20 protein-coding genes are annotated in these 25,610 nt (G+C 64.4%); 7 read left to right on the top strand and 13 right to left on the bottom strand.

Annotated elements, in window-relative coordinates:
- Window positions 1–89: 89 nt before the first annotated feature.
- The gene (locus tag I3J27_RS13090) at window positions 90–308 is read left to right on the top strand and encodes a thiamine pyrophosphate-dependent enzyme (protein WP_270169750.1); all 219 of its coding nucleotides are present in this window, start codon (window positions 90–92) and stop codon (window positions 306–308) included.
- On the opposite strand, the gene I3J27_RS13095 is transcribed toward I3J27_RS13090, so the two are convergent.
- The 3 genes from I3J27_RS13095 to I3J27_RS13105 all read right to left on the bottom strand — a co-directional run bounded on the left by I3J27_RS13095 (window position 305) and on the right by I3J27_RS13105 (window position 4,529).
- Complete coding sequence (locus I3J27_RS13095; RefSeq protein ID WP_270169751.1) at window positions 305–1,834, bottom strand: glucosamine inositolphosphorylceramide transferase family protein; 1,530 nt, start codon at window positions 1,832–1,834, stop codon at window positions 305–307. The two genes, I3J27_RS13090 and I3J27_RS13095, sit on opposite strands and share 4 nt — an antisense overlap.
- 29 nt (window positions 1,835–1,863) lie before the next feature.
- The gene (locus tag I3J27_RS13100) at window positions 1,864–3,039 is read right to left on the bottom strand and encodes a glycosyltransferase family 4 protein (protein ID WP_270169754.1); all 1,176 of its coding nucleotides are present in this window, start codon (window positions 3,037–3,039) and stop codon (window positions 1,864–1,866) included.
- Between the two features lie 143 nt (window positions 3,040–3,182).
- Window positions 3,183–4,529 (bottom strand): lipopolysaccharide biosynthesis protein, encoded by a 1,347-nt coding sequence (locus I3J27_RS13105; RefSeq protein ID WP_270169755.1) that lies wholly within the window; start codon window positions 4,527–4,529, stop codon window positions 3,183–3,185.
- A 443-nt stretch (window positions 4,530–4,972) separates the two neighbouring features.
- On the opposite strand from I3J27_RS13105, the gene I3J27_RS13110 reads away from it, so the two are divergent.
- Window positions 4,973–6,172, top strand: a complete 1,200-nt coding sequence (locus I3J27_RS13110; RefSeq protein ID WP_270169757.1) for an FAD-dependent oxidoreductase — start codon at window positions 4,973–4,975, stop codon at window positions 6,170–6,172.
- Window positions 6,173–6,200: 28 nt separating this feature from the next.
- Here I3J27_RS13110 and I3J27_RS13115 read toward each other — a convergent pair whose 3' ends face one another.
- Window positions 6,201–7,337, bottom strand: a complete 1,137-nt coding sequence (locus tag I3J27_RS13115) for a GNAT family N-acetyltransferase (protein WP_270169759.1) — start codon at window positions 7,335–7,337, stop codon at window positions 6,201–6,203.
- A gap of 229 nt (window positions 7,338–7,566) precedes the next feature.
- On the opposite strand from I3J27_RS13115, the gene I3J27_RS13120 reads away from it, so the two are divergent.
- Both I3J27_RS13120 and I3J27_RS13125 read left to right on the top strand, forming a co-directional pair.
- Window positions 7,567–8,853, top strand: coding sequence for an O-antigen ligase family protein (locus I3J27_RS13120; RefSeq protein ID WP_270169761.1), 1,287 nt, complete (start codon window positions 7,567–7,569; stop codon window positions 8,851–8,853).
- Window positions 8,854–8,874: 21 nt separating this feature from the next.
- A complete protein-coding gene (locus tag I3J27_RS13125; RefSeq protein ID WP_270169763.1) occupies window positions 8,875–9,900 on the top strand; it encodes a glycoside hydrolase family 5 protein in 1,026 nt (341 codons plus the stop codon).
- 53 nt (window positions 9,901–9,953) lie between these two features.
- Here the strand turns inward: I3J27_RS13125 and I3J27_RS13130 are convergent, their stop codons facing one another.
- From I3J27_RS13130 to I3J27_RS13150, 5 genes are read right to left on the bottom strand one after another with little or no spacing between them, the layout of a single operon-like run.
- Entirely contained in the window at window positions 9,954–11,318 is a 1,365-nt protein-coding gene (locus I3J27_RS13130; protein ID WP_270169765.1) for a four-carbon acid sugar kinase family protein, read from the bottom strand.
- Complete coding sequence (locus I3J27_RS13135; protein WP_270169767.1) at window positions 11,315–12,538, bottom strand: ribulose-bisphosphate carboxylase large subunit family protein; 1,224 nt, start codon at window positions 12,536–12,538, stop codon at window positions 11,315–11,317. The genes I3J27_RS13130 and I3J27_RS13135 overlap by 4 nt, the downstream gene beginning before the upstream one ends.
- 4 nt (window positions 12,539–12,542) lie before the next feature.
- The gene (locus I3J27_RS13140) at window positions 12,543–13,082 is read right to left on the bottom strand and encodes a VOC family protein (protein ID WP_270169769.1); all 540 of its coding nucleotides are present in this window, start codon (window positions 13,080–13,082) and stop codon (window positions 12,543–12,545) included.
- A gap of 19 nt (window positions 13,083–13,101) precedes the next feature.
- Window positions 13,102–14,991: a TRAP transporter large permease gene (locus I3J27_RS13145; protein ID WP_270169772.1), complete on the bottom strand. Its 1,890-nt coding sequence runs from the start codon at window positions 14,989–14,991 to the stop codon at window positions 13,102–13,104.
- 26 nt (window positions 14,992–15,017) lie between these two features.
- Window positions 15,018–16,034: a TRAP transporter substrate-binding protein gene (locus I3J27_RS13150; protein ID WP_270169774.1), complete on the bottom strand. Its 1,017-nt coding sequence runs from the start codon at window positions 16,032–16,034 to the stop codon at window positions 15,018–15,020.
- A 136-nt stretch (window positions 16,035–16,170) separates the two neighbouring features.
- Here I3J27_RS13150 and I3J27_RS13155 point away from each other — a divergent pair, with 136 nt between their 5' ends.
- Window positions 16,171–17,226, top strand: a complete 1,056-nt coding sequence (locus I3J27_RS13155) for a LacI family DNA-binding transcriptional regulator (protein WP_270169777.1) — start codon at window positions 16,171–16,173, stop codon at window positions 17,224–17,226.
- A gap of 741 nt (window positions 17,227–17,967) precedes the next feature.
- Here I3J27_RS13155 and I3J27_RS13160 read toward each other — a convergent pair.
- Complete coding sequence (locus I3J27_RS13160) at window positions 17,968–18,699, bottom strand: DUF3750 domain-containing protein (protein WP_270169783.1); 732 nt, start codon at window positions 18,697–18,699, stop codon at window positions 17,968–17,970.
- Between the two features lie 122 nt (window positions 18,700–18,821).
- Here I3J27_RS13160 and I3J27_RS13165 point away from each other — a divergent pair, with 122 nt between their 5' ends.
- Entirely contained in the window at window positions 18,822–19,082 is a 261-nt protein-coding gene (locus I3J27_RS13165) for a hypothetical protein (protein ID WP_270172728.1), read from the top strand.
- Window positions 19,083–19,401: 319 nt separating this feature from the next.
- Window positions 19,402–22,506: a DEAD/DEAH box helicase gene (locus I3J27_RS13170; protein WP_306417070.1), complete on the top strand. Its 3,105-nt coding sequence runs from the start codon at window positions 19,402–19,404 to the stop codon at window positions 22,504–22,506.
- A 4-nt stretch (window positions 22,507–22,510) separates the two neighbouring features.
- Here I3J27_RS13170 and I3J27_RS13175 read toward each other — a convergent pair whose 3' ends face one another.
- The 3 genes from I3J27_RS13175 to I3J27_RS13185 are packed head-to-tail and all read right to left on the bottom strand — an operon-like array spanning window position 22,511 to window position 25,589.
- A complete protein-coding gene (locus I3J27_RS13175; protein ID WP_270169788.1) occupies window positions 22,511–23,137 on the bottom strand; it encodes an FMN-dependent NADH-azoreductase in 627 nt (208 codons plus the stop codon).
- Between the two features lie 3 nt (window positions 23,138–23,140).
- Window positions 23,141–24,718, bottom strand: coding sequence for an isochorismatase family protein (locus I3J27_RS13180; protein WP_270169790.1), 1,578 nt, complete (start codon window positions 24,716–24,718; stop codon window positions 23,141–23,143).
- 22 nt (window positions 24,719–24,740) lie between these two features.
- Window positions 24,741–25,589 carry an N-acyl homoserine lactonase family protein gene (locus tag I3J27_RS13185; protein ID WP_018318076.1) on the bottom strand — a complete coding sequence of 283 codons (849 nt, stop codon included), beginning with the start codon at window positions 25,587–25,589 and terminating at the stop codon, window positions 24,741–24,743.
- Between the last annotated feature and the right edge of the window lie 21 nt (window positions 25,590–25,610).

The following is a 25,610-nucleotide window of genomic DNA, read 5'->3' on the forward strand; positions in this document are numbered from 1 at the left end:
CCTGCGGCCGCGCGGTAATAACAACAGAACGATAATGACACCGGAGGAGGAAACCGCGACGACAAGAGCATTCGAGGACTGCGACGATCATGCCGCCACCGTCGTCGGCGCATCGCCCACCCGGAATCGAGTTGCCCGGGCTCGACTTCGTGGCGCTCGCCAAGGGGATGGGCTGCGCGGGGCGGCGCGTAAGCGCGGTCGATGATCTCGATCCCATGCTGAGCGAAGCCTTGGCTTCGTGCGGCCCCGCGCTGGTCGATATCGCCGTCGACGACGCTACGACGGATCTGTTCAGCCACCCGCGCTAGCTGGCGGTAGAGGGGCTGGTCCGCGCCGGCGAAACGGTCGATGGAAACTTGCTTGCGAATGCGCGGGTCTTGGGTTGAACGCGCGATCCGTCGATCACCTCGAGGCGGCCGCAGCGGTTCAGGGTGTGCAGCTTCCTGCCGGGCCATAGCGGTCCGGGTTTCAGGGAGTGGCGGACGACCTGCTTGAACGTCGTCGGCGACAGTTCGACGACTTCCGCTAGCGCAAGCGCTGCGCCGTATCCGCCGGTGCAGTTCTGGACCGGTCGCCACAATTTGCCATTCATGGTGACGCAATTCCCCGCCGGTCGCGTGCTCGCGCGATCGATCAGGAGCGGGTTGCTGGCATGGGGCAGCCAGGGTCCGAGCAGATGCTCGGCATGATAGATCGCGAGCGAATCCGAATAGCCGCCGGTTCCGTCGCGCCAGGCCCCGAACAGATAGTTCAGCCCGTTGTGCTGCGTGATCGTCGCATCGGCAAGTTCGAGGCCTGACAGCAGCGTCGCGTGCCGTTCCCATTTGTCCGGAAACCGGACGCATTTGTAGAGCGCGACGTCGCCGTTGAGCGAGCTCTCGGGGATCATCCAGAGCTCGCCCTTGTCCTCGATCAGGAACGGATAGGACAGGTGCCAGGGCTCTTCCAGCACCGGCACGACGTCTCCGACCGGGCCGGCCTCGCCGAACTCGATCGCCGAGATGATGCCTTTTCCAACGCGGTGGTCGAGATCTTCGAAGAAGACGAACGTTCGTCCCTGCCACGTGATGGGGAAGGGATCGGCATAGAAATGGCTTCCGGGATCGCCGAGAATGTTCCAGCCCGGCCCGGACAGGTCGCCGGTCTGCCAGACGCCTGCGCCGTCATTGAAGCGCCAGCCGACATGCCAATGCGGCGCGTAGCAGCACAGGCGATAGATCTCCTTGGCGATCGACACGGCGAGGCCGCGTACAACGTAGGCCGCTGGTCCAGGACCGTTGCCGCTTTGCATCGGGCGGGCGAGCTGCGGCACGATGCGCGGCCGTCCCGACAGGATCGCCGCCAACATGGTCAGGGTTCGCGCCATGACCGTTTCGAGCCCGCCGCTCAGACCGGCCGCAATCTCGCTGGAAGGATGGCCGCGATCGACCACGGCGCCGTCAACCTCGTTGACGATCTCGATGACGGGAAGGTCGCCGCCGAGAATGGCGGCGAGCGCGGCGTTCTCGCCCGCGGCTCCATTGAACAGCGGGCGGAGATAGAGCTGTGCCGAAGAGTTCGGATCGCGCGGAGCGCTGGTGAAATCGACGATCACGTCGGCGGTCCCGGTGTGCGCCTGTTCCGGGATGACCTTCAGCCTGTCGGCGCCGCCGGGCTTGCCCTTGTGCAGCACCAGGCGCTCCAGGGAGAACAGGGCGTCGAGACCTGCGGGCCGCGGCTCCGCCGTTGCCGTCCACGCGATTTGCACCGGGACGTTCAGGCCGTCGATCGACAGCGTCTCGCGGTGCATCCACCGCCGCGCATAGTCAATTTCGCAGCGAAACTCGATGATCACGTCGAGCCAACCTATTCCGGCGCATAGAGTCAGACGACTTCGCTGAGGATCTTGACGTATTCCTCAACCATCGCATCGACCGAATAGCGCAACCTCAGGCCTCGGGCATTTTGTTGTAATTCGTCGCTCAGTGCTTGGTCGGTCAAAAGTCGGGAGACGGCAGCCGACAGCTTTGCCTGGTCTGAAGCATCGACGAAGAGGGCGGTGGGCCTTCCTTCAAAGGAGAGCACCTCGCGCAGCACGGGAAGATCCGTGACGACGGAGGGCACGCCGGCGTTGGCGGCTTCGACCGCGGCAAGGCCGAAGGTTTCGGCTTGCGTCGGAAACACGAAGATGTCGAGGCAGGCGAGAAAATCCGCGATCTGCCGCGGGGCGATTTCGCCGAGCAGATGCAATCTGTCCGCTACGTTCAACTCGTCCGCGAGCTGCCGCAGCCGCGTTTCGTCGGCGCCCTGGCCGGCGAGGGCGAGGTGCCAGGAGGGTTCATCCGGCAACAGGCGGATCGCCGCATCAAGCCGCTTGTGCGGGTGCAGCCGCGCTGCACAGCCGAGCAGGATGCGATCGGTCGGCAGATTGAATTTCCCTCGTGCGGCGTCCTTGGGCAGGATGAGTGCCTTGTCCTCGAAACCGTGCGGAACGTGCACCATGCGCGATCGGTAGGCTTGCGGATAGCGCGAGTACTCGCGCTCCATGTCCTTCGAGTTCAGCGTGATGCGGTCGTAGAAGCCGAGGCTGCCCATGACGATGTCGGCCGTGCGGACCGGCCGGCTCATCGCCAGTGCGGACGAGACCTGATTGGCGATAACGGGTGCGCGGCTGACGAGGCGGGTCACGCCTGCGCCGATCACGTTGCCGAAATGCTGGAAGGTCAGGACGGCGTCGGGCCGTGTGCTCCTGATATGACCGCCGAGCGTCCACAGCATCTGCAGCAACGCCAATGGATTACCCGGCCGGCGCGAGGCGCCATAGAACGTCTCGGGCGGCTCGTCGAACGAATCCGATTTGCGGAAGAAGAACAGGTTGGTGACGCGATGGCCACGCGCGGTGAGGCCGGCGCCGAGCAGTCTGGAGATCTCCTGAGCACCCGCGTTCTCGGCCTGGGTCTGCACGAGAAGCACGCGCAGCTTTCGTCCGCTACCGTCTGGACGCAGGAATGCTGTCGCGGTCGTCTCGGCCAATTCCCTGTTCGGCTGGTAGTGGAGCACGGATCCCGACCCGCTAAAGAAACGAAATCTTCACCTTCTTGACGCCGTACCTATCATGCAGGCATCGGGCAGACATCGACTAGCAACAAACGGAGTTAATGCGCGGCAGTTGCGGATTAACCAAGCGAAAGGGCGATCGATACTTATTCGGCCGGGTCGGCGCCGCGGACTGCATAGATGCGGCGTTTCCACGCCGAGACGCGCAACAGCACGAGAACGGAAGGATCGACCCCGGTTCGCCGCCGGCACAGGATGTTGAGCGCGATGGTCGTGAGCGCCAGCGATACGGTGGCCGAAACCGCCGCGCCAAGCACGCCAAGCCAGGGGATCAGGACGAGGAACCCGACCAGCCGCAGCGCGACGTTCGCGGCAACGACGGGAACATAGATGCGTTCATGGCCGGTCAACTGGAGGATCGCCGCAGATGGACCGCCGGCAGCCTGGATTGCGGTTCCGATCGCGAGCACGATCAGGACCGAGTGCTGCGCGGTGAAATGCGGCCCGAACAGGTTGAGGAGAGCGGGGCCGCCAATCCAGATCAAGGCGAGCCCGGCGACCACGCAAAACGCGGTCACTTCGGCCATGAGCTGCAATGTCCGCTCGAACTCCTGATGGTTCTTGCTGAAGTACAGCGAAGGAAGCCGGCGCGCGCCGAACGTGTACAGCGCGGCGGACAGCATGGCGAAGATGTTGGCGAGGCGCGAGGCCGCGAAGTAGATGCCGGCGGTCGCCGGATCCAGCATCCAGTAGACCAGAATGACGTCGAAATACTGGTTGGCGACCTCGAGGATGGACGCGAGCCAGAAATGCAGCGCGCTCGATCGCCAGCGCGATGCTTCGGAATTTGCTGCCGTCGTGCGCAAATCCGGCAGCGCTCGCGCAATCGCGATGATCTGCGCGACCAGGCCCACCGACATGGCAATCGTCATCACCGCAATCAACTCGGCGGGATCGAGCTGCCGATGCCCGAACAGCATGGCGAGCAGAAACAGGACGACCATGACCCGCCAGAAGAACTCGCGGTTGCCTTCGCCCATGAGAATGCTGACCAGCGAGCGTGCGATCTGGCTGCCGAGCATCAGCCCGGCGCTCACGGCGGTGTAGGCCGAGACCGCGAGGATCAGCAGCCAGAGATCGCCCCTGACATGCGCGATCAAGGCGACCGCAGCGATCGCGATCAGCATCGCGACGGCGGCAATCCTGAGGCTCGAGAGCAGGACGCCTTTGGTGAGGTCAGGCCTTTCGCCGACCTCATATTCGTTCAGGAAGCGCACCAGCAGCGATTCCTGGCCGACCAGTCCAACCACCGCTGCGATCTGCGCAACCGAAAGCCAGGTCGCAAAGATGCCGAATCCATCGGGCGACATCGTTCGTGCCGCCAGCGAGAACAACGCAAACGCGAGCGCGCCGCTGCCAACCTTGAGAAGGATGGTCCCGACGACACCGCGCGTGACGTCACGCCGCAGAAACTGGACAATGGAATCGATCATCGAAGATGCGGGGCGTCCCCAGGGGATACGCGTTGCAAGTGTGGCGGCAGCCTAGCATGGTCGAACAGGGTGAGTGTTAATGCGCGCTCTCCCGATCCTGCCGCCCGGGCTCGACGAAGGTCGTACGCCGCTGCGTCACTGTGGAACAGCGGTGCTCCTGATGTCCCGGATTGGGCAAACATCGGCTCGCTCGAAAGCCGATGCGATGCTGCGCCGGTGCCCTGCAGGAACGGATTCGGACCACCGGTTCGACGAACGAGCGGGATTCGAGGCTGTTCCGAGCAAGGCGCGTGCCGCGACGGATCTGTCCCACGCCCCATTAACCTCAACTTTCGGAAATGATCGCGTTCGGCCCGTTGATGCGACATCAGGCCAGGGAATTGCTCTTGGAACAGTACTTGGAACTGTACTTGGAACCACCGTTAACCGTGGAGCCCTAAACCATGACGACGGATAGAGCCGGGGCCGAAGTGATCGCTACAGACATCGCGATCGTCGGCGGCGGCCTTGCGGGATCGCTCGCCGCTGCCGTGCTTGCGCGGGCAGGGCATCGCGTCGCTTTCGTCGACAAGCGCGCGGTGCATCCGGAAGAATTCCGGGTTGAGAAGATCGGCGGCCAGCAGCTCGAGATGCTCCGCAAGCTGGGCTTCCTCCATGCGCTCGAAGCCGTTGCCTGCCGATATGACCGGGTGCTCAATATCAGGGAAGGCAAGGTGGTCGACGTCAGCGTCGGCCAGGCTTACGGATTTTCCTATGCCGACCTCGTGGCCATGGCGCGCAGCCAGCTCCCCGATCCGTCCAATCTGATTGTCGACGAAGTCACCGCAATCAGCTCCAGCGACGATATCCAGCATATCGAGCTCGCATCCGGACGGCGCCTGGACGCACGTCTCGTCGTTCTCGCCACCGGGATGGCGGGTGTCCTCAGCTACAAGCTCGGCATCAAGCGGCGCGTGCTGGCCGAGCGCCATTCGGTGTCGTTCGGCTTCACGATCGCCCGCAAGGACGGTGCGCCGTTCGATTTCGAGGCATTGACCTGTTACGGCGAGCGCACGGCAGACGGTATCGACTATCTCAGCCTGTTTCCCGTGCGGGCCGGCATGAGGGCCAATCTCTTCATGTTCCGCGACCCGACCGATCCGATCATGCGCGAGCTGCGTCGTGAGCCGGAAGCGACGGTGTTGCGCCTGCTGCCGGGACTGCGGCCCTACCTCGGCGATTTCCACGTCACCGACAAGGTGCAGAATTGGGTGATGGACCTGACCGTGGTGGAGGGACACCTTCAGCCGGGCGTTGTCCTGATCGGCGATGCGTTCCAGACCAACTGTCCGGCCGCCGGCACCGGCGTCGCCCGCTTGCTGGTGGACGTCGATCGCCTGTGCACCGAATATGCGCCGCGCTGGCTCGCAACTCCCGGCATGGGCACGGAGAAGATTGCGCAGTTCTATTCCGATCCCGACAAGCTCGCGGCAGACCAGCGCTCCCTGAAAATGGCGCATTTCCGTCAGGCCCTGACATCCCGGAACGATATCGGATGGGATGTGCGGCGCCGGTTGCACTTCCTGCGGCGCAGCCTCGCGCATCGCGTCGATCAGATGCACCCGGGCTGGCTCGGACGCGTCCGCGGCGCTCTGCGCGCGTGAACTCCGCGCTCCTTGGCCCGCGCGCCGGTCAGCGCGTGGGCGTCGGGGCGCGCGCCGGCAGGAGCCTGAAATCCGACAGCCGCTTGGCCGCCAGCTTGAGCCAGGGCGCCTGCCTCAGTGCGAACAGGCTGATCGCGCCCGCCGTGCTGCCGGCCTGTGTCACCATCCACATCGGTGAAGGCTGCCCGCCGAACAGCTTCTTGTACGGCTCGTCGCCGATGGTGAAGTCGAGCATCTGATCGCCGCGCTCGATGCAATCCCTGGCGACCTGCTCGAACATCAGCGAGCCCAGGGACTGGCTCTTGTATCCGGCAATGTCGAAGGCGCTCAAGATGACGAGGAAGCTGCCGCGATGGCTGAGGCCCAGCACGGCTGCGATCACGGCGCCATCCATCTTCATGGCATAGAGCCGGACGAACGAGCCGAGACCGCGGACCGCCACGTCGGAATAGAAGCCGTAATATTCGGGGCGCTGGAGCAGATCGCCATCGCCCTGGGCCTGAAACCGCGGGCCGCGATATTGCTTCATCGCCTCCATCGCCTCGGAGACGGAGGCGCTGTCGTCGCAGCAGAAAAAGCTCAATGCTCCCTTCTTCTGGAGCTGGCGATATTTCTTGGCGAGCTCCTTCTGATAGGAGCGATCCAGTGCGCTGGAACGCCATTGCTCGAACGGGGCGACGAGAACGGTCGCGTAGGCGTTCGTCTCCATCAAGACCCGGCGTGGCGCGCCGAGGAGGCTTTCGATCGGAAGCCGTCCGTCGGGCAGCTTGGTCATGCGCAGCAGGTCGAACGGGCGCACGAGGCGCCTGATCTCGGCGCATGCACCTTCGTCTTCCAGCAGGCTGGCAAACATTTCGGGACTGCAGACCGGCGCCAGATAGTCGGAGACACGCAGGTCGGCGAATTCGATGGTGCGGATCGGACCGCGCCGGATTCGAAGCAGTGGCAGCACCATCGCCAGTGCGCCGTTCGCGCGGCGGCGGACCACGACGACGAGAGGCCTCGCCCCCGCATGGGCGGCGAGCCTGGCGTAGAGACTGTCCAGCCAGAGCGGATGCTGAAACGCCGTCGCGGCGGAGCCGTCGAACAGCGCCGCGTAGTCCGGGGACAGGAAGTCGAACGCCTCCTCGATAGCGATATCGAATGTATTGCTGGGCTTATTCATGCCTGACCAGGAAACCGGATGATCCGGAAAAGTCGATCGCGCCGGATCTCGCGCTTTTATAGCAGGGTCGTGACGGCCGAGACACCGGCGGTGTGCGATTTGCATTAACGCATCCAGCACGGGCCGGATCGTCATCAATCCCCCGAAGTTTCGAGATTTCGTAGTGCGAAGGCCGGGAGATCAACCCGCAGTAGCAGATAATTAACCATGCTTAAGGGAAAATCGCCTCATGGCGATCCTGCAGACCGAGAGAGACTCCGAGGCACTCACGAGCGCGATCTGGAAGGCGCGCAGTGCTGGCGTCGAGAGGATCGCCAGGCGCGTCATCATCGTATCGATCACCGTCAATGTCGTCGCGTCGATGGGGACATTCAATACGGCGATACTGCCGGCGGGACTGACTTATCTGCAACAGGCGGTTGCCCTGCTGATGTGGAGCATCCTGATCTACGCAAGCGCATTCGTGCGCCCGCGTCTGCAACTGGCGTTCAACCCCGATCTGATCGCGCTCCTCGCATTCTACACGCTGGCGATCGTCTCGGTGCTGTGGACCACCCTGAATGCCGCAGCCGTCATGAAGAGCGCCGCTCTTGCAATGACGACCTTTGGCGCGTTCTGTCTGATCACGCGGATCGATATCGACGACGTCGTGAAGGCGACATCCTCCGGGCTCTTCATACTGGTCGCCGCATCGGCGCTTTGCGCAGTCGCCGTGCCCGATATCGGGATTGATCATAGCTGGATGCACAATGGTCAATGGCAGGGCGTCTATGAATCGAAGCAGACGCTGGGCTTTGTCGGGGCGTATCTGATGTTTTTCTCCTGCTACCGGAAGATGACGGGGCAGGGGTGGCTGGCGTTCCTCGTCGCGTTCCTGCTGGCGTCGACCTGCGTCCTCGCGTCGGAATCTCGCGGCGCCGGTGCAGTCGCCCTGGCGGCTTGTGCGCTGCTCGTGACGTCGATGTGGTCGGTCGGCTGCATGAGGCTCTATGCGATCCTGCCGTTCGTCATGTGCATTCTGGCCGGCCTCCTGATCGCTTATTTCTACGGGACGGGATACGACGCCATCCACATTGGCGATGCGACCGTCAATTTTACCGAGCGGACCTTCATCTGGCACTACGCCATAAGCCATTTCGACGATGCGCCGCTGCTCGGCTTCGGAATCAACGGCTTCTGGACGATCCCGTCGATCTACGATTATTTCGAGCAGAACCACGGTTGGGTGCTCGACAACTATCATAGCGGCTATCTCGCGATTCTGATGGAAACAGGATTTCTGGGCTACGTGCTTTTCGCCGCGAGTGTTCTTCTGTTCTCGAACAAGGTTCTCTATTTGATATCCGCACGGTCGATCCACCGGGCGCACTGTGCCCTCATCATCGGATTTGTCGCCCTCAGCTTTCAGACCAATTTCACCGAGACGACGTTCCTTCGCTCGACCATGTTCACGTCGGTGCTCCTGGTGGCGTTCCTCCTTGCAACGTGCAGGCCGGTACCGGAGACCGATTTCTAACCCTTACGGAATGGAAGCAAGATGACCGCCCCCCGCGCTCGCTGGTCGAGAAGCTTCAATCTTGCCGCAGCGGCTTTCGTCTTCGCATCGCTCTTCTCGGACGCTCATGGCGCCGGGCAGGTCGCGCTTCGTGATGCGGCAAGGCTGGGGCGCGGGATCAACATTCTCGGTTACGACGGTATCTGGGAGGGCGGTCAGAACGCGCCGTTCCGCCTGGACAATTTGACGGCGATCAGAAAGGCCGGATTCTCGCACGTCAGGATCAATTTCTTCGGCTTCAAGTTCATGGATCGCGGGAATGTGCTGGATGAGATCGTGCTGAGAAGACTCGATGCCGTCATCGAGGAAATTCTCGCCAGGAACCTCGTTCCCGTTGTCGACGAACACGACACGCATGTCTGTCAGCGCGATGTATCCGAATGCGGCGAGAAGCTCAGGGCATTCTGGCGACAGATCGCGGAGCGCTATGCCGGAAGATATCCCAGGCTCGTCTTCGAGGTCTTGAACGAGCCGGGAGGACAGATGACGTCCGCCAGTTGGAATTCGCTCCTCAACGAATGTATCGGCATCATCCGCCGCACCAATTCCGAGCGGCGGGTCATTGCCGCCGTTCTCAACACAGACGAGATTCCCATCGACGATCTGGCTCTTCCCGCTGACGACAGGAATCTCATCGTCACCTTTCATTATTACGCGCCGATACGCTTCACGCATCAGGGTGCGCCATGGTCCGAGGCGTTCGCGCGCATCGGGCCGCTGGATTGGGGCGGGCCGGACGACGAAGCCAAGGCGGCCGCTGATTTCGAGAAGGTCAGCCGGTGGTCGGAGAGAGAGAAACGCCCGGTTTATCTCGGCGAGTTCGGGGTCTACGAACGGGCTCCATCCGCGAGTCGCCAGAGATACCTGTCGTTCGTGGCGCGAAGCGCCGACAGACGCGGCTGGGCATGGGCGTATTGGCAGTTCGACCATGATTTCGCGGCCTTTGACAGCGCCCGTCAGGCCTGGAAGCCCGACATCCTGCGCGCCCTGATCCCGCCGGCGCGTTGAAGCCGCAGTTTACGGCCCATACCGGCCAGATCACGATCGCCTTGCGGTGACGGCTATCCGCCGTCTCTGGCCCGGCAGAACAGATCGATGCCGCCGACCTGTCCGCCCTTGAGCGCGATCTCGATGTTCCCATGCGCGCGATCCGACGATGCGCGGTTGAGCGGCGCGCCTTCCGTGAGCGGAGCGATCGCCGTCAGCGCGTAGATGCCCATCGCCTGCAGCGCATGGCCGGATGTGTCGCCACCGGCGACCACGGCGCGCGGGAGCCGCGCGGTTTCCAGAATGGCGTCCAGCGCCTGGCCGAGCCCGGCGCCGATGCGCTCGTTCACGGCGCTCGCGGATGCGCCGCTCGCCCCGATCGCGGCGTTGAGCGCATCTATGGCGGGATCGTCGGGGCCGCTCGCGGTAATCAGCAGCGCATCGCGCCCCGAGGAGAGCGCGGCGAGCGCACGCCCAACGGCGCGGCCGATTTCCTTGCTCCATTCTGCCGCATCGACGGCGCGCGTCGCATCGAGCCGCTCGATATCGAAGCCGTTGCTTGCGGCATGAGCGATCTGCGCGGCGGTGACGGGCGAGCAGGAGCCGGAGACGCAGGCGATGCGCTTGACGGCGGCAAGGCGCAGATCGGGCTTGCTGTCGGAAATCAGGCCCGCCGAACGCCAATAGGCGACCAGGGCCTGCTCGACGCCTTGCGAGCCCGCAACAAACAGCCGTTTGCCGCGATGTTCCCAGATCAGGCGGCCGGCTTCGATCAGTGAGGCCTGGTCGAGCACGTCGAGCGAGACGATCTCGGCGCCGGCGGCCTTTGCGCGCGCCAGTGCCTGATCCGCGCCGCCATTGGCCATGGTGACGAAGTCGATCAGTCCGATCGATCGCGCCGTCTGCTTTGCGAGATGCCGGCGGAGATCGGGCTCGTCCATCGGCGTCACCGGATGACGCGACATGGTCGGATGCCGGTCGAGGCGATAGCCGACACCATTTGCGGCCGCGAACAAATGGCCGAACATCTGGTAGCGGCCCATCGCCGGCGTTCCCACCAGCAAAGGATGCCAACTGCCGCCGAGCCGCGGCACGGCGAGATCGATTGCCCGCCCGATCGAGCCGACATGCGGCGCGGAATCGAAGGTCGAGCACACCTTGTAGTGCGCGATCGGCGCGCCGATGCCGGCGAGCACGTCGAAGGCCGGCGGAAGATTCTGCTCCATCCAGACCGGGTCCTTGGCCCGCGCCGTGCCGGCAATGCCGATGCCGCGAAACTGGCGCGAGGCGGCGAGACGTTCCGGCGTCGGAGGCTCGAGGAACAGGATCGTCGGCAGGCCCGCGAAGGTGAGGGCCTCCATCGCGGCGGACGAGCCGGTGTAATCGTCGCCATAGAAGGCAACGAGCGGGCCGTCGGGCAGGGCGGACGCGCCGCTCATGGCTTGCCCGCGATCGCCGCGTCGCCTGCGATCGCGGCGTCCCACGCCGCGCGCAAATCGGAAACGCCGGCCGCCGGTCCATCGGGATGGGCGAGAATGCCGCCACCGGCTGCGAAGATCAGATCGGTCGAGCCGAGCGCGCGCCAGGTCGGTAGCGCCTGCGCCGGCGTCTGGCCCGACGAAAACACGGGCATCGCGATGCAAGGCTTGTGCGCGAACATCGGCGTCAGCGCGGCCTTGGCGGATGTGACCACGCTGTCGTCGGTCTCGCTGAATTTGTTGCCGATGCCGTTGACGTGCATGTGGTCGGCGCCGGCCAGCCGCCAGAGCTTGTGCCACGCCGTATAATCCCAGCCGAGCGCGGGATGACGGTTGAGCGCGCCCCAGCCGTTGCGATGCGCATGAACGGGAAGCTGCGTGTGGCGGCCGAGCTCGACCATGCCGGCGAGCCCGACCGAGTTGATGCTCGCCATCACGCAGGTGCCGCCCTCGCCGAGCACGAGATCGTGGCGGCGGCGCATCTGGTCGATCTCGCCGGTGACGTTGAAGGCGATCATGACCTTCTTGCCGGCTCGGTTCGCATGGTCGTTGACGACGCGCATCACGGCGCGCACGCGTTGGTCGAACGGGCAATAGGCGCCGTCCGATTGCAGCTCGTCGTCCTTGATGAAATCGATGCCGGCCTCGCACAATTCGGCGACCAGAGCGGCCGTCTCGGCCGGGCTGAGCCCGATGCTCGGCTTGATGATGGTGCCGATCAGCGGACGGCCGTTGACGCCGGTCAGCTCGCGCGTGCCGGCGACACCGAACTTCGGTCCGGGATAGGCAGATGCAAAAGCGAGCGGCAGGCGCAGGTCGAGCAGCCGCAGGCCGGTCAGCTGGCGCAATTCCCAGAGATTGCCCGCGATCGCCGTGACGAGGTTGGGCAGCGATGCGCCGATATTGTCGAGCGGCCACGACAGTGTGACGCGCGCGCGATGCCAGGGGCCGTCGGGGTTGATGGGACGGGCGACCGGAAGCGACGGCGCGGAGGCCGCATCAAGCAGCTCGAGGCTCTCGACCCGCGCCGCCGCACGCGCCTTCAGCTCCGGCGTCTCGCCGGGCACCGCGACGAACGTGCCGCTCGACTGCTCGCCCGCCATCGTTTCCGCGGCAAGCCGCGGATCGACCGGCGTCTCGATCAGATAGTCGGCTTCGATGCGAACAGGATTTGCCGTCACGGGATTAAAGTTTGGTGAGATCGGGGAACGGCCGAACCGGGTCGCGCCCGTCCCAATCCTTCGCGGCGGCGCGGATCAGGTCGAACATCTTGCCCTTGGGACCTGCAACTTCAGACAATTCGATCACCGTTCCCGGATGATATTCCGTATCGAAATAGACGAAACGTCCGCGCGCGCCGACTTCGCCGCTCATGACCGGCTCGAACCCCTCGGCTTCGAGGCGGGCGAGATCCGCATCATAGTTTTCGGTCCAGTAGGCGACGTGCTGAAGACCCCTATGCCCGGCCTTCAGGAAGTCGGCATACATCGAGGGTGCATCGTTGCGGATCTGGATCAGCTCCATCTGCAACGGTCCGGAATTGGCCAGCGCCACCGAATTGTGCGGCTCATAGGCCTTGCCGCGATAGTGGTAGTTCACGATCGGCACCCGCGGATTATAGAACCACGGCCCGATACCGAGCTCCCGGCTCCAATAGTCCATCGCCTTTTCGATGTCGTCAACGACGTAGCCGGCTTGCCGGATCTCGCCAAAAAAACGGCTCATTGCATCATTCCCACTGTCTTCAGAATTTGAGGAAGCCGATCGACAACCACGGCACGGCGGCGACGACGGCGAGACCGATGAAGAGCGCGGCGACATAGCTCCAGATGTGCTTGAGGCCTTCGTCCGGCGATATCTTGCTGATGGCGCAGGCGCCGTAATAGCCGACGCCGAAGGGCGGTGCGAACAGGCCGATGCCCATCGCAAGGATCACGACCATCGCATAGTGCACTTCATGCACGCCGGCCTGCTTGGCGATCGGAAACAGCAGGGGCCCGAACAGCACGATGGCCGGGATTCCTTCGAGCACGCTGCCGAGCACGACGAAGGCCAGGATCGAGATCGCGAGGAAGCCGTAGGCGCCGCCGGGGATCGCCGCCATCGTCTTCGCCAGTTGCTGCGAGAAGCCGGATTGCGTCAGGCCCCAGGCCATCGCGGTGGCGCAGCCGATGATGAAGATGATCGCGCCCGTCAGGGACGCGGTCTCGACCAGCATGGATTTCAGCCGTCGCCAGGGAAACTGGCGGTAGACCAGAAGGCCCATCAGCACGGCGTAGGCGATGCCGATGGTCGAGACCTCGGTGGCGGTGGCGACACCTTCGACCACGGCGGTGCGGATCACGAAGGGCAGCAGGATGGCGGGCAGGGCGACGATGGCGAGTTTTGCGATCTCGCGCTTCGAGGCGCGCCGCACATGGCTGAGATCCTCATGCCGGTAGCGCCGCCACACCACCACGCAGAGCGCGGTGCCGACGACCAGGGCGGGCAGCAGCCCGCCCGTGAACAGCGCCGCGATCGAGACGCCGGTCACCGAGCCGATGGTGATCAGCACGATGCTCGGCGGAATGGTCTCGGTCTGCGCGCCGGTGGCCGAGAGCAGTGCGACGAGATCGCCGGGCTTGGCGCCGCGCCGCCGCATCTCCGGCAGCAGCACCGGCGCGATTGCGGCCATGTCGGCGATCTTCGAGCCGGAGATGCCGGAGACCAGATACATGGCGCCGATCAGAACGTAGGACAGGCCGCCCCTGACATGCCCGAGCAGGCTCGCCAGGAACTGGATCATGGCTCGCGCCATGCCGGTCATCTCGATCAGCGCGCCCAGGAAAATGAACAGCGGCACCGCGAGCAGGATCAGGTGCGACATGCCCTCGTCGAGACGGCCGACCATCACCATCATCGGCGTGCTGGTCGTCAGCGCCAGATAGCCGAAGGTCGCGAGCGCAAAGGAGAAGGCGATCGGCACGCCGGTGAACACGTTGGCCGCGACCACGCCGACGAAGAAGATGATTAGGTTGGTGCGTCCGAGCGGAGCGAGGAGTGGTCCGGCAAGCCAGAACGCGGCGATCAGGACGGCTGTCGTGGCAAAGGCCGCGACGATCAGCGCGGGCCGGTGATGCGTTGCGAGCCGGATCGCGGCGACGACGGCCATCAGGGTCATCCCGACGGGAATCGCGGCTGCGCGCCAAGCGTTGCTGATCTCCAGCGCCGGGGTGACGATGATCTGCTCCTCGCTCGCATAGTCGAAGGCGGGATGCAGGATCAACGCCAGCAAGGCCAGCGGCGCCACCGCCGCGATCGTGTCGAGAAAGGCGCGCGCGCCCGGGCCGACATGGCTGACGAGCCCCGTCATGCGCATGTGCTCGCCCCGGCGCAGCGCGATCACCGCGCCCAGCATCGAGAGCCAGAGAAACAGGATCGAGGCCAGCTCGTCCGACCAGATCAGCGGATTGTGGAAGACGTATCGCATGACGACGCCGGCGAGCATGATGCCGATCTCGACCAGAACGAGGCCGGCAGCAATGGTCTCGACCACCGCACCGAACCAGCGGTCGGCGCTGCGGAAAGCGCCCGCGAAATTGCGCGCGCCTGCATTGGAAGCAGTCGGAGCGGCGACCTCCATGTAGTCCGTCATCTGATGCTCTGCGATCGTCATCGTGCTCAGGCCAGCTTGCCGACGGCGCCTTCGAGCAGCGCCCAGGTCTCGTCGCCGAAGCGGCCCTTCCACTCGCCGTAGAAGCCGGAATCGCGCAGCTTGGCGCGGAACGAGTCGGGCGCAGGCTTGGTGAAGGTCATCCCCTTGCTCTGGAGATCGGCCTGCACGGTCGCATTGAACGCCTTGATGTCCTCGCGCTGCTTCAAGCCGGCGTCGTTGATGGCGTTGCTGACGATGGTCCTGAGGTCGGCGGGAAGGGCGTTGAAGGCGCGGGCGTTGGCGATGAACCAGAACCCGTCCCAGATGTGATTGCTGATGGCGCAATATTTCTGCACCTCGTAGAGCTTCGCCACCTGGATGATCGGCAGCGGATTTTCCTGCGCGTCGACGATGCGGGTCTGAAGCGACGAATAGACCTCGCTGAATTGCAGGCTGGTCGGCGAGGACGAGAGCGCCTTGAACATGGAGATGCTGAGCGGAGACACGGGCACGCGGATCTTGAGCCCGTCCATATCCTTGGCGCTCTCGATCGCCTTGGCGCCGCTGGTGATCTGGCGGAAGCCGTTGTCCCACATCTTCTCGAAGGTATGGAGGCCGACCTTGGCCATGGCGGCCCGGACATGAGCGCCAAGCGCGCCGTCCATCGCTTTCCAGACCTGATCGTAATCGGCAAAGGCAAAGCCGACCGCGTTGATCGCGGCGACCGGCACCAGGGTCGCGACCACGAGCGCGGAGGGCGTGAAGAAGTTCAGTGCGCCGCTGCGCACCTGGGCGAGCATGTCGGTGTCGCCGCCGAGCTGGTTGTTCGGGAAGATGACGATCTCGACCCGCCCGTTGCTTTCCTTGGCGATACGGTCTGCCGCTTCCTGGGCGCGGATGTTGAGGGGATGCGTCAGCGGCAGATTGTTGCCGTATTTCAGCGAAAATTCGGCCGCCCGGGCCGGGCGCGAGAGGCCGCCGATCAGACCCGCCGCGGGAAGGGCGGACAGGGCTTGCAAGGCGCGCCGGCGGGTCAGGGGCATGGGCTTCTCCTCCAATGACGATTTGATGTTATTTGATGTTTCTGAGACAATGTTGATGCGAAAATTGCGAGTTCGAGCTACGGTGTCAAACGGAAATGATGATGGTTTTTGATGTATCCGACGTCTGGGTCCTGAGATGGACAAACCGGCAGCCCCCTCGCTGAGCCGCATCGCCGATGTGGCGCGCCGGGCCGGCGTATCCACGGCGACTGTCGACCGCGTGCTCAACCGCAGGCCCGGTGTGCGGGCGATGACGCAGCAGCGCGTGCTCACGGCTGCGTCCGAGCTCGACTACATGCCGGCCGAGGATCTCATGGCGGCGATGCGGCCGAAGCCGATGCGGCTGCTGTTTCTGCTGCCGGAGGGTACCAACCGCTTCCTGTCCTCGCTCGGACAGCTCATCGCGCATTCCGACGGCCGGCTCGCGCCTTTCAACGTCCGTTGCCAGGTCGACACCATCAAGAGCTTCAATCCCGAGCTGCTGGCACGCCGCCTCTGGCAGTCCCGCGACAAGGCCGACGGCATCGCCTTCATGGCGCTCGAGCATCCGGTGGTGAGGGAAGCCGTCGACAGGCTGGCGGAGCACGGTGTACCGACGGTGACGTTGATCTCGGACATCCTGAACGCGCGCCGCGCAGCCTATATCGGACTGGACAATCGCTCCATCGGGCGCACGGCCGGCTATCTGATCGCGCGCTTTCTCGGCGAGCGTGCGGCCAAGGTCGCGATGATCGCGGGCAGCCGCAGCTACCGCGCGCATGAGGAGCGCGAGATGGGCTTCCTCCATGTCTTCGAAGAGCTATTCCCTTCCATCAAGGTCGTGGGCCTGCGCGAAGGCCACGACGACGCCGACCGCAACTATCGCCAGACGCGCATGCTGCTTGGCCAGCATCCGGATCTTGCCGGAATCTACAACATCGGCGGCGCTGCCGACGGCGTCGCCCGGGCCCTGAAGGAAATGAACCGGGAGCGCGACGTGGTCTTCATCGGTCATGGCCTGACGTCGGACACGCGCGGCTTCCTGCTCGACGGAACGATGGATGCCGTCATCACCCAAAATCAGCTCAACACGATGATGAGCTGTGTCGGCATCTTCGACAATCTGCGCGCCGGCCGCAGCGCCATGCACGGCATCGAGGCCCCGCGCAGCGAGATCATCTTTCGCGAGAACATTCCGGCGCTGGGGAGCTAGGAGAGCGCGCAACCCACTGTCGGGCTTTGACCCGTCGGGCAAAACAGCTGCGGTTGTGTGTCAATCCCAATCAGCGAAAATATTCCACTTTACCGAAATTCGGGTTTGGCGTATGTGTCGGCCATCCCGGCTCATCCTTGAGGGGCGATCATGAGGTCGTCATTTTCGCGAGCCGGGCTTGCGGTGGACGCGGCAGCGTCGGCACGAGAGGGTACGGGCAGGGCGGGTAGTCCCTGTGAGCCCGAAACCGCGTGCGGACGAACGGCGCTGTCAGGCTTCGTCTCGTCTGTAAGTTTTCGGCTCCGTCGACAGGGCCGGGAAAACTGCGGCGAAATGGCGGGCCGTGCGTACGGCAAAACCGTGTGGTCCTGGCCGTCGTTGCTACGGTTAAGCCTGTCGCGGAGATGTGCGCGAGCCCAACCGGGCGGACGGCATCGTCAATTCGCGGGGCGAGGGAGGCCAGAAGGAAAGTTCGGCTCCCGGGAGAGCACGGCATAAGCCGTCCGACCATCGCGCAGGGAAGGCCGAGTGATTGGCACCACCTGTATGCTGCTGTGCGGTTCTCTTGCGCACCATCTTCGCGCAGCGGACCGCGGGTGCGAGGTCAGCACCCGGCCTTCCCTGCGCCCTCTTGGATTCGAGGGCGGAGTGACGAAGCAAAGCTCGGGCGAAATATGCCGCGAGGATGCGAAAGTGTGTCTGCTGACGATCTCAATGGAAATATCGCCGGAAGCGTCAGCCCTACAGGCCGGCCGGGACTCCAAAGCGGCCGAGGCCGGGGAGCTTGAGCGCCGGCCGCCGGATGTCGATGCCGAGGACCGCGCCGAGAAAGTTGATCTCGACGCCTTCGACCCAGCCGATCGTCATGCCGAGGTAACCCGAGAGCGAGGCGTAAAGGCCGGTGCCGGAAGGCGTGATGCCGGTCCAGCGTCCGTTGTAGGGATAGTCCTTGCCGACCGCCGTCGGTGGCAACACAGCCCGAAGCTCGGGAACGGCGTCCAGCGCCGCCTGCACGAAGGTGTTGGAGTTCGGTCCCGGCCAGGCGCTGTAATCGCCATAGGCGCGGAACTTGTAGGTTTCGATGACGTGGCGGATCTTCGGGATCAGCTCTTCGGCCTGCGCGCCGTCGACCGCCACGACGGTCTCCGGCAGGGCGCCGAACCAGCGGCCGTCAGGCGCAAATCCGTTGCTGCGGATCGGGTCGCCCCACGCGGTGTAGTCGTATCGGCTGTAGCTGCTGGCGCCCTTTTCCTTGACGACGATCCAGGTGTGGACGGCGAAAATACTGCGCCACCGGACCGTGCGCGCGGCAAAGACCCGGATCAGCGCCTCCGGATTGGCCGACGCCGGTGGCAGCAGGCCTGCACTGGAGCGGTCCGCCGTCTGCCAATTGCTGCGGCCGTCGCCGAACAAATAATAGCGTCCGGCCGACAGTCCGATCGGCACGACAATCAGCAGCAGGAAGAGAGTCAAGAGTTTCCTCAAGGGCGGACAGCAGTTGGGCGGGACAACACGATGAATATAGTCCGCCCGGCGGGCCGCGCCAGCGCGCTCCCACTCTTGCATTTGGGCAGTGCGTCCCCATGTTCCCGGTTATGATGAAGCTGTCACTCATCGAAGACCAGGCCATCCAGGCGCGAATCGCATTCATCGCGGGCGCCGAGACGTTCGATCGTCTCTTCGCCGGCATCCGATTCGACGAAGTCGACGGCAATCTGCTGTTTGCCATTGCCAGGGACGAAGACTGCGCGGCCGAGATCGAGGACGAGTTCTCGCATCACCTTGCGCTGGTTGCGACGCAAGTCCTCGGGCAGAGCGTCGATGTGGTCGTGGTGCTGCCGAAGGTCCTGCAATAGGCCTTATTTTTGCCGTCCAAGGCGGTCGTCCGGGCCTGCATCCGTGCTTTTCAACGCAATCTCGAAATTGTAATGACGTCCTTGGGCGCTCAGGCCCGAATTGCGTTGTCGACGGAGCTCTACAGCCGAGCTCGTCGACGCACGCCTCCATTTGCGAAACAAAGTTGGATACAAATTGGCGCCCACCAGGAAAGCCCGAGCCGCGACCGGCGCGAAAAAGACCAAGAGCAAGAGCTCGAAGAGCAAGGACGCCAAAAGCAAGAGCTTCAACAGCAAGAGTTCATCGCGTTCTGCGGTCTCGTCCTCATCGCCGCTCGGCATGCTGGCGCTGCATCTGCTCGAGCAATGGGAGAAGTCCGGCCGCGATGGCCTGGTCTTCCTCTGCGACGACGAGAACAGGGCGGAGCGTCTGGGCGGCGTGATTCACGCGCTCGATCCGTCGGTCGACGTGCTGGTGTTCCCGCGACTGAACAATCTGCCATTCGACGGCCTGGAGCCGTCGCGCGAGATCGCGGGCAGGCGCAGCTCGGTGTTGCGGCGCCTTGCCAAGGCAAAGAAGCCTGTCTTCCTCGTGTCGACCGCCGAGGCCATCATGGACCGGCTGCCGCTGCCGGCGAGCTGGTCAAAGACCAGTCTCAGCCTGAAAGTGGGGGCGGCCTATTCGGAAGCCGAGCTGGAGAGCCGTCTGGAAGCGCTCGGCTATGATCTCGACGAAGAGGCGGAATATCCGGGAGGCGTCCTGTTCCACGGCAAGACGTTCGAGGTGTTTCCCGCCGGCGCGCTTGGCCCGTTCAGGATCGAGCATTCCAATGGTGTGCTCCGCAAGATCGTCGCCGTCGATCCGATCGAGCATGAGGTCGTCTACGAGACCAAGGAGTTGCTGATCGATCCGATGTCCGAGCAGATTGCGCTCGGCGGCAAGCGCGGGCAGCGCGCGACGCTGCCGGACTATTGCGATCGCGCGCGGTGGATCGTGGATGCCGGCGTGCCGGCCCATGCCGACAGCTGGCTGGGGACGATCGAGGAGGCGGCGGGCCGAAGGGATCCCGAGCGCGAGTACCTCGGGCGGGATGACTGGAAGCGGCTCAAGAAGCGCATGAGCGTGCTGCCGCAGAAATCGGCTTTCACCCCGACGCCGGATTTCTCGAAGGCCTCCTCGCCGAGAAAGATCCTCCGCGCATTCATTGACGATATGCAACGCGCAGGGTCGCGGCTGCTGTTCGTCGCGGCCGTCGAGGACGACCTTCGGGCGATGGAGCGGATGAGCGGCATCAAGGCGGAGCGCTGTGCCGATTGGAGCGAGGCGACCAATGGTCGGGATCGCGAGACGGCGTTCCTGGCCGACTTCGATGCCGGCTTCGTCGGAGCCGGCCGCAAGCCGCTGGTCGTCGTGACGGCGTCCGACGTGCTCGGCAGCAGAGCCCATCATCCGCAGCCGATGGCAAGAGTCTGGACGGCCGCTTTCGATCATCCCGACGTACCGGAGCGCGGCACGGCGGTGGTTCATTTGCAGCGCGGGCTGGCCCTGCTCGACGGCTTGCAGACCTTCGACATGGGGAAGGGCTCGCGGCGCGAGATGGTTAGGCTTGCGTTCGCGCAAGACAACGCCGTCCTCGTTCCTCCGGCCGATCTTGCCTTGATCTGGCCGTATGCGGCCGAGCCCGGCAAGCTGGCGCGCGACAAGGCCGACGGAAGCACCTGGTGGGCGCGGCGGACCGAAGCCGAAGCGGAAATTCAGGTCGCGGCGAAGGCGCTTGCCAAGCACATCAGTCAGCGCCATCGCCGCCGTGCACCCAAGCTCGTCGCGCCGGGGCCGGTCTATGAGCGGTTCGTCGCGCGGTTTCCCTATTTCACGACGCCCGACCAGGCCAAGGCCATCCAGGACGTCCTCGACGATCTCGCGGCAGGTCACCCCATGGACAGAGTCGTCTGTGGTGACGTCGGATTTGGAAAGACCGAGGTGGCGCTGCGTGCAGCGGCCGCCGTGGCGTTGTCCGGGAAGCAGGTGGCGATCGCGGTGCCGACAACCGTGCTGGCCCGGCAGCATGTCGAAACGTTTCGCAAACGCTTTAGCCCTCTCGGTATCGAAGTCGGAAGCCTGTCGCGGGCGACGTCGGGGCCGGAGACGCGAGAGACCAAAGAGGGGTTGCGAAGCGGCCGATTGAAAGTCGTCGTCGGCACGCAGGCGCTCTCTGCAAAGGACGTGAAGTTCGCCGACCTCGGCCTCGTCATCATCGACGAGGAACAGCATTTCGGGGCGGCTGAGAAGACAAAGCTGTCAGGACTGGCCAAGAATGCGCATACGCTCTGGATGAGCGCGACGCCGATCCCGCGCACGCTTGCGGCGGGCCTTGCAGGCTTCCGGGATCTCAGTGTGATCGCAACGCCGCCGGTTCATCGGCTTCCGATCGTGACCAAGATCGCGCCGCTGTCGGATGCGGCCATCGCCGGCGCATTGCTGCGCGAGCGGCGGCGGCACGGTCAGAGCTTTCTGATCTGCCCGCGCATCCAGGATCTGGAGCCGATGCTGGCGCGCGTGCAGGCGCTGGCTCCGGACCTGCGCATCGTCTGCCTTCATGGCAAGATGCCCGTCGACGAGCTCGACGACCGCATGATGAGCTTCGTCGACGGCGAAGCGGACGTCCTGCTGGCAACCAACATCGTCGAAAGCGGTCTCGATATTCCGCGCGCGAACACGATCGTGGTGTGCTGGCCCGAAAAGTTCGGCCTCGCACAGCTGCATCAGCTCAGGGGACGGGTGGGACGCGGCGGAACGCGCGCCTTTGCCTATCTGCTGACGGAATCGACGTCGGAGCAGTCCGAGAAGCGCCTGGCCGTGCTCGAGGAGTTCAGTAAGCCGGGGGCCGGCTTTGCCATCAGCGAGCGCGACCTGGACCTCAGGGGCGCCGGCGATCTGTTCTCGGAGCAGCAGTCCGGGCACGTGCAGGTGTTCGGACCGGTGCTCTACAGCCATCTCCTGAAGCTCGCCGCGGAAAGAATCAACGACTCAGGCGCCTTTCTGTGGGTGCCTGATCTCAATCTGCCTGTCGGCGACATGTTGCCTGAAGGCTATGTGCAATCGGAAGCGATGCGGCTCGAGATCTATGGCCGCGCCGCCAGGTGCCGGAGCGATGACGATCTGGAAGATCTGGAGGAGGAGATTTCGCGTCGGTTCGGCCGGCTCCCGCCGGAGGCGCGCGATTTCTTTGCAGCCGCCAGACTCAGGATCGATTGCAAGCGGCGCGGCATCGTCAGGCTCGATGTCGGGCCCGAGGCCGTCGCCGCGACATTCCTCCCCGGACGTTTGCGGAAATCCAGAGCGCGCTCGCTCCAGCGTGATGGCGACCGCGTCGTCTACGCCGGCAATGGGCGCGAAGATCCCTTCGACCGGGTGGAGGAACTGTTCGAACTTCTCGACGAGTGAGCGCTCAGAACCGCTTCGCCATGTCAGCGAGACGGCGATGGGCGGTGTCGCGGGCAGCGCGGATCGGCTCGGTTGGACCCACCGTCGGTCCGATCGGCACGAAGCGGACATCGCGGACGCCGATGAAGCGGAGCGCCTCGCGCAAATAGGGCGTCGCCATGTCGATGCGGCCCCGGTTCATGCCGGTGGCAAAGTCGCCGCCCGAGGCGAGGATGACGATGGTCGGCCGGTCCTTCAGCAGGGGAAGATAACCCTGCGCCGGATCGAAGCGGAATGTCAGTCCGGGCTGGATGACGATGTCGAACCATTGTTTCAGCTTGTAGGGGATGCCGAAATTCCACATCGGCGTCGAGATCAGCACGCGATCGGCCAGTGAGAAGCGCAGCGCGATCCGCTCGGCTTCGGCAAAGCTGTCCCGCTCCGCGTCATTGAAGGCCTGCGCCTTCATGCGCGCATATTTGGCTTCGACGATGGGGCCGGCAAACTCCGGCATCCGTTCGCGCCAGAGATCGGCGACATCGATGTCCCAGTCGGGCCGTGCCTGGCGAAAGCCGTCAAGGAAGACGCGCGCGCCGGCACTCGATTCGGAGTCGGGGCGCGGCGAGCAGGAGAGATGCAAAAGCTTCGCCACCGCTCATCCCAGCGCTCTGATGACGGCGTCGGCACGGGTCACGATCGCGACGTTCTGCATGGCAAAATTGATCGAGGCGGAGTGCCAGTCGGCGTTCATGGTCGAGCAGCAGTCCTCCGGTACGATCATGAAATAGCCCTTGTCGGCGCCGGTGCGCGCGGTGTGCTCGACCGACATGTTGGTCCAGGCGCCGGTGTTGATGATCATGTCGCGACCGGTGGCTTTCAGGATCGTCTCCAGCCGCGTGCCTTCCCAGGCGCTCATGCGCATCTTCTCGACGACGAAATCGCCGGGTCGCGGCTCGAGGCCCGAGACCGGCGCGGCGCCCCAGCTGCCGCGCACCATCGCCTTGCTGTCGACGAGACCTTCGAACAGCGGCGCATTCAGCGTCACGCCGGGGGCGCCGGGCTCGACCACGAACCAGACATGGACGATGGCAACACCGCGCGCCCGCGCGGTCTCCGCGAGGCGGCGGACATTCTCGACGACGTGCTGCTGCTTGGCGTGCCCAGGCGCGCCTGACTCGGCGAAGGCGCCACCATCCATGATGACGTCGTTCTGAAGATCCTGGATGATCATGGCGCAGCGATTTGGATCGAGCCGCATTTCGCCGTCGGCAAGGATCGGCGCTGCGGCCGCGGGACCCGCGCTTGGGGCTCCGCCGCTGCTGCGCCTGCCGCTCATATAGGGCTCATGGCGCGGCCCGGCCTTGGTCGGGATGGCGTAGACCGAATGGGTCGAGGTCAGATAGAGCGTGCGGAAGTCCGGCCCGCCCCAGGCGAGGTTGGCGACCATCTCGGGGACGCGGAGCTTGCCCAGCAGCTCGCCGCGCGGCGAGTAGACCCAGACGCCGCCGGGCGCAGTGACCCAGACGTCGCCGTGCTGGTCGCACTTCATGCCGTCGGGCAGGCCGGCCTCGAGCTCGGAGCGGATGCCGCTTGCGAATACCCGGGCATTCGACAGCGTACCGTCGGCGTTGACGTCAAACACGCGGATCAGCGCCTGTACGGTGTCGTTGACATAGAGCAGCGTTTCATCGGGCGAGAAGCACAGCCCGTTCGGCTGGTCGAACAGGTTGCGGTCCACGACGAGCTTCGGCTCGCCGCCGGGCACGACACGATAGACACCCTGGTAGCCGAGCTGGCGCGGCCGCTCGACGCCATAGACCGGCATGCGGCCATACCAGGGATCCGAGAAATAGATCGCGCCGGACGAGTGCACGCAGACGTCGTTGGGGCTGTTGAGCTCCTGTCCCCCGAAGTGCGAGGCCAGCACCTCGCGCCGCCCGTCGGGCCGTTCGCGGATCAGCGATGACGTTGCGTGCTCGCAGACGATCAGGTTGAGCTCGGCGTCATAGGTCATGCCGTTGCATTTGTTCGACGGGCGCTTGACCTCGGCAACGCCGCGCCGCGCATCCCAACGCCGGCGCACGTCGCCCGGCATGTCCGAGAAGAGCAGGTAATGATCGACGGGATGCCAGATCGGCCCTTCCGTGAAGTCAAAACCCGTGCCGACCTGCGCGACCGGCGCGTAGGGGTCGATCAGCGTCTCGAATTCGGAGCGCAAGGTGACGTGAGTCATCGGTCGATATCCTGAGGTCAGGTCAAGCCGGGAACCAGTTGCGCGCAGGCAGGGATTGCACGATCGGTCCGGGGACCTGATCGTGCAGCCGCCCCACGACATTGCCGCCTTCGATCTTGGCGGGGCGATCGTGCACCGGCAGCAGATAGCGCGAGTTGCTGAGCAGCTTCTTGATCGAGGCCTTTTCCGCGCGCTTGCTGGTGCCGTGATTGCCCGTCGTGCGCGGCTCCCAATCGTGGATCTCGTTGAAGGGCGTCACGATCTGGTCGTTGAAGTCGTAGATGACGTCGCCGCAGATCGTGGCGATGCCGTCGGCGGTTTCGACGATGACGTTCATCGAGCCCTCGGTGTGGGCGTTGGCGGCGTCACAATAGACGCCGGGCATCAGCTCGATCGGGCCGGTGATCTCGAGGTCGAGGAAGCGCAGCGCGCTCTTGGTGTGCAGGCGGTCGATCAGATGCTTGATGTCGGGCGCCGGATATTGCGGATGCATCAGGCCGGAGACGGAATATTCGAGCTCCTTGCGGTTGAGGACCACGGTCGTGTTCATCGGAAACAGATCGTCCTTGCCGGCATGGTCGATGTGCAGATGGGTGTGACAGACGAAGCGGACGTCGCCCATGCGCACGCCGTGGCGCGCGAGCTGGTTCTCGATCATGTTCTCGTGGTACTGAAGGCCGCGCATACCCAGCGTCTCCATGATCTGGTTGGAGCGATAGCCGGTGTCGACCACGACCGGATATTTGCCGCCGAGGATCAAAAAGCCGAGCGTGAGGACGCGGCGGGTGCGGCCGCAGTCGCGACCGAGCACCAGAAAGCTCGATTCCAGCTCGATATCGCCGTAGTCCAGGATCTTGATCTCCAGCGCCATTCGTTGGCCTCCCTATGTTTC

Origin of the sequence: Bradyrhizobium xenonodulans (assembly GCF_027594865.1) — a bacterium.
Lineage (GTDB): Bacteria > Pseudomonadota > Alphaproteobacteria > Rhizobiales > Xanthobacteraceae > Bradyrhizobium > Bradyrhizobium xenonodulans.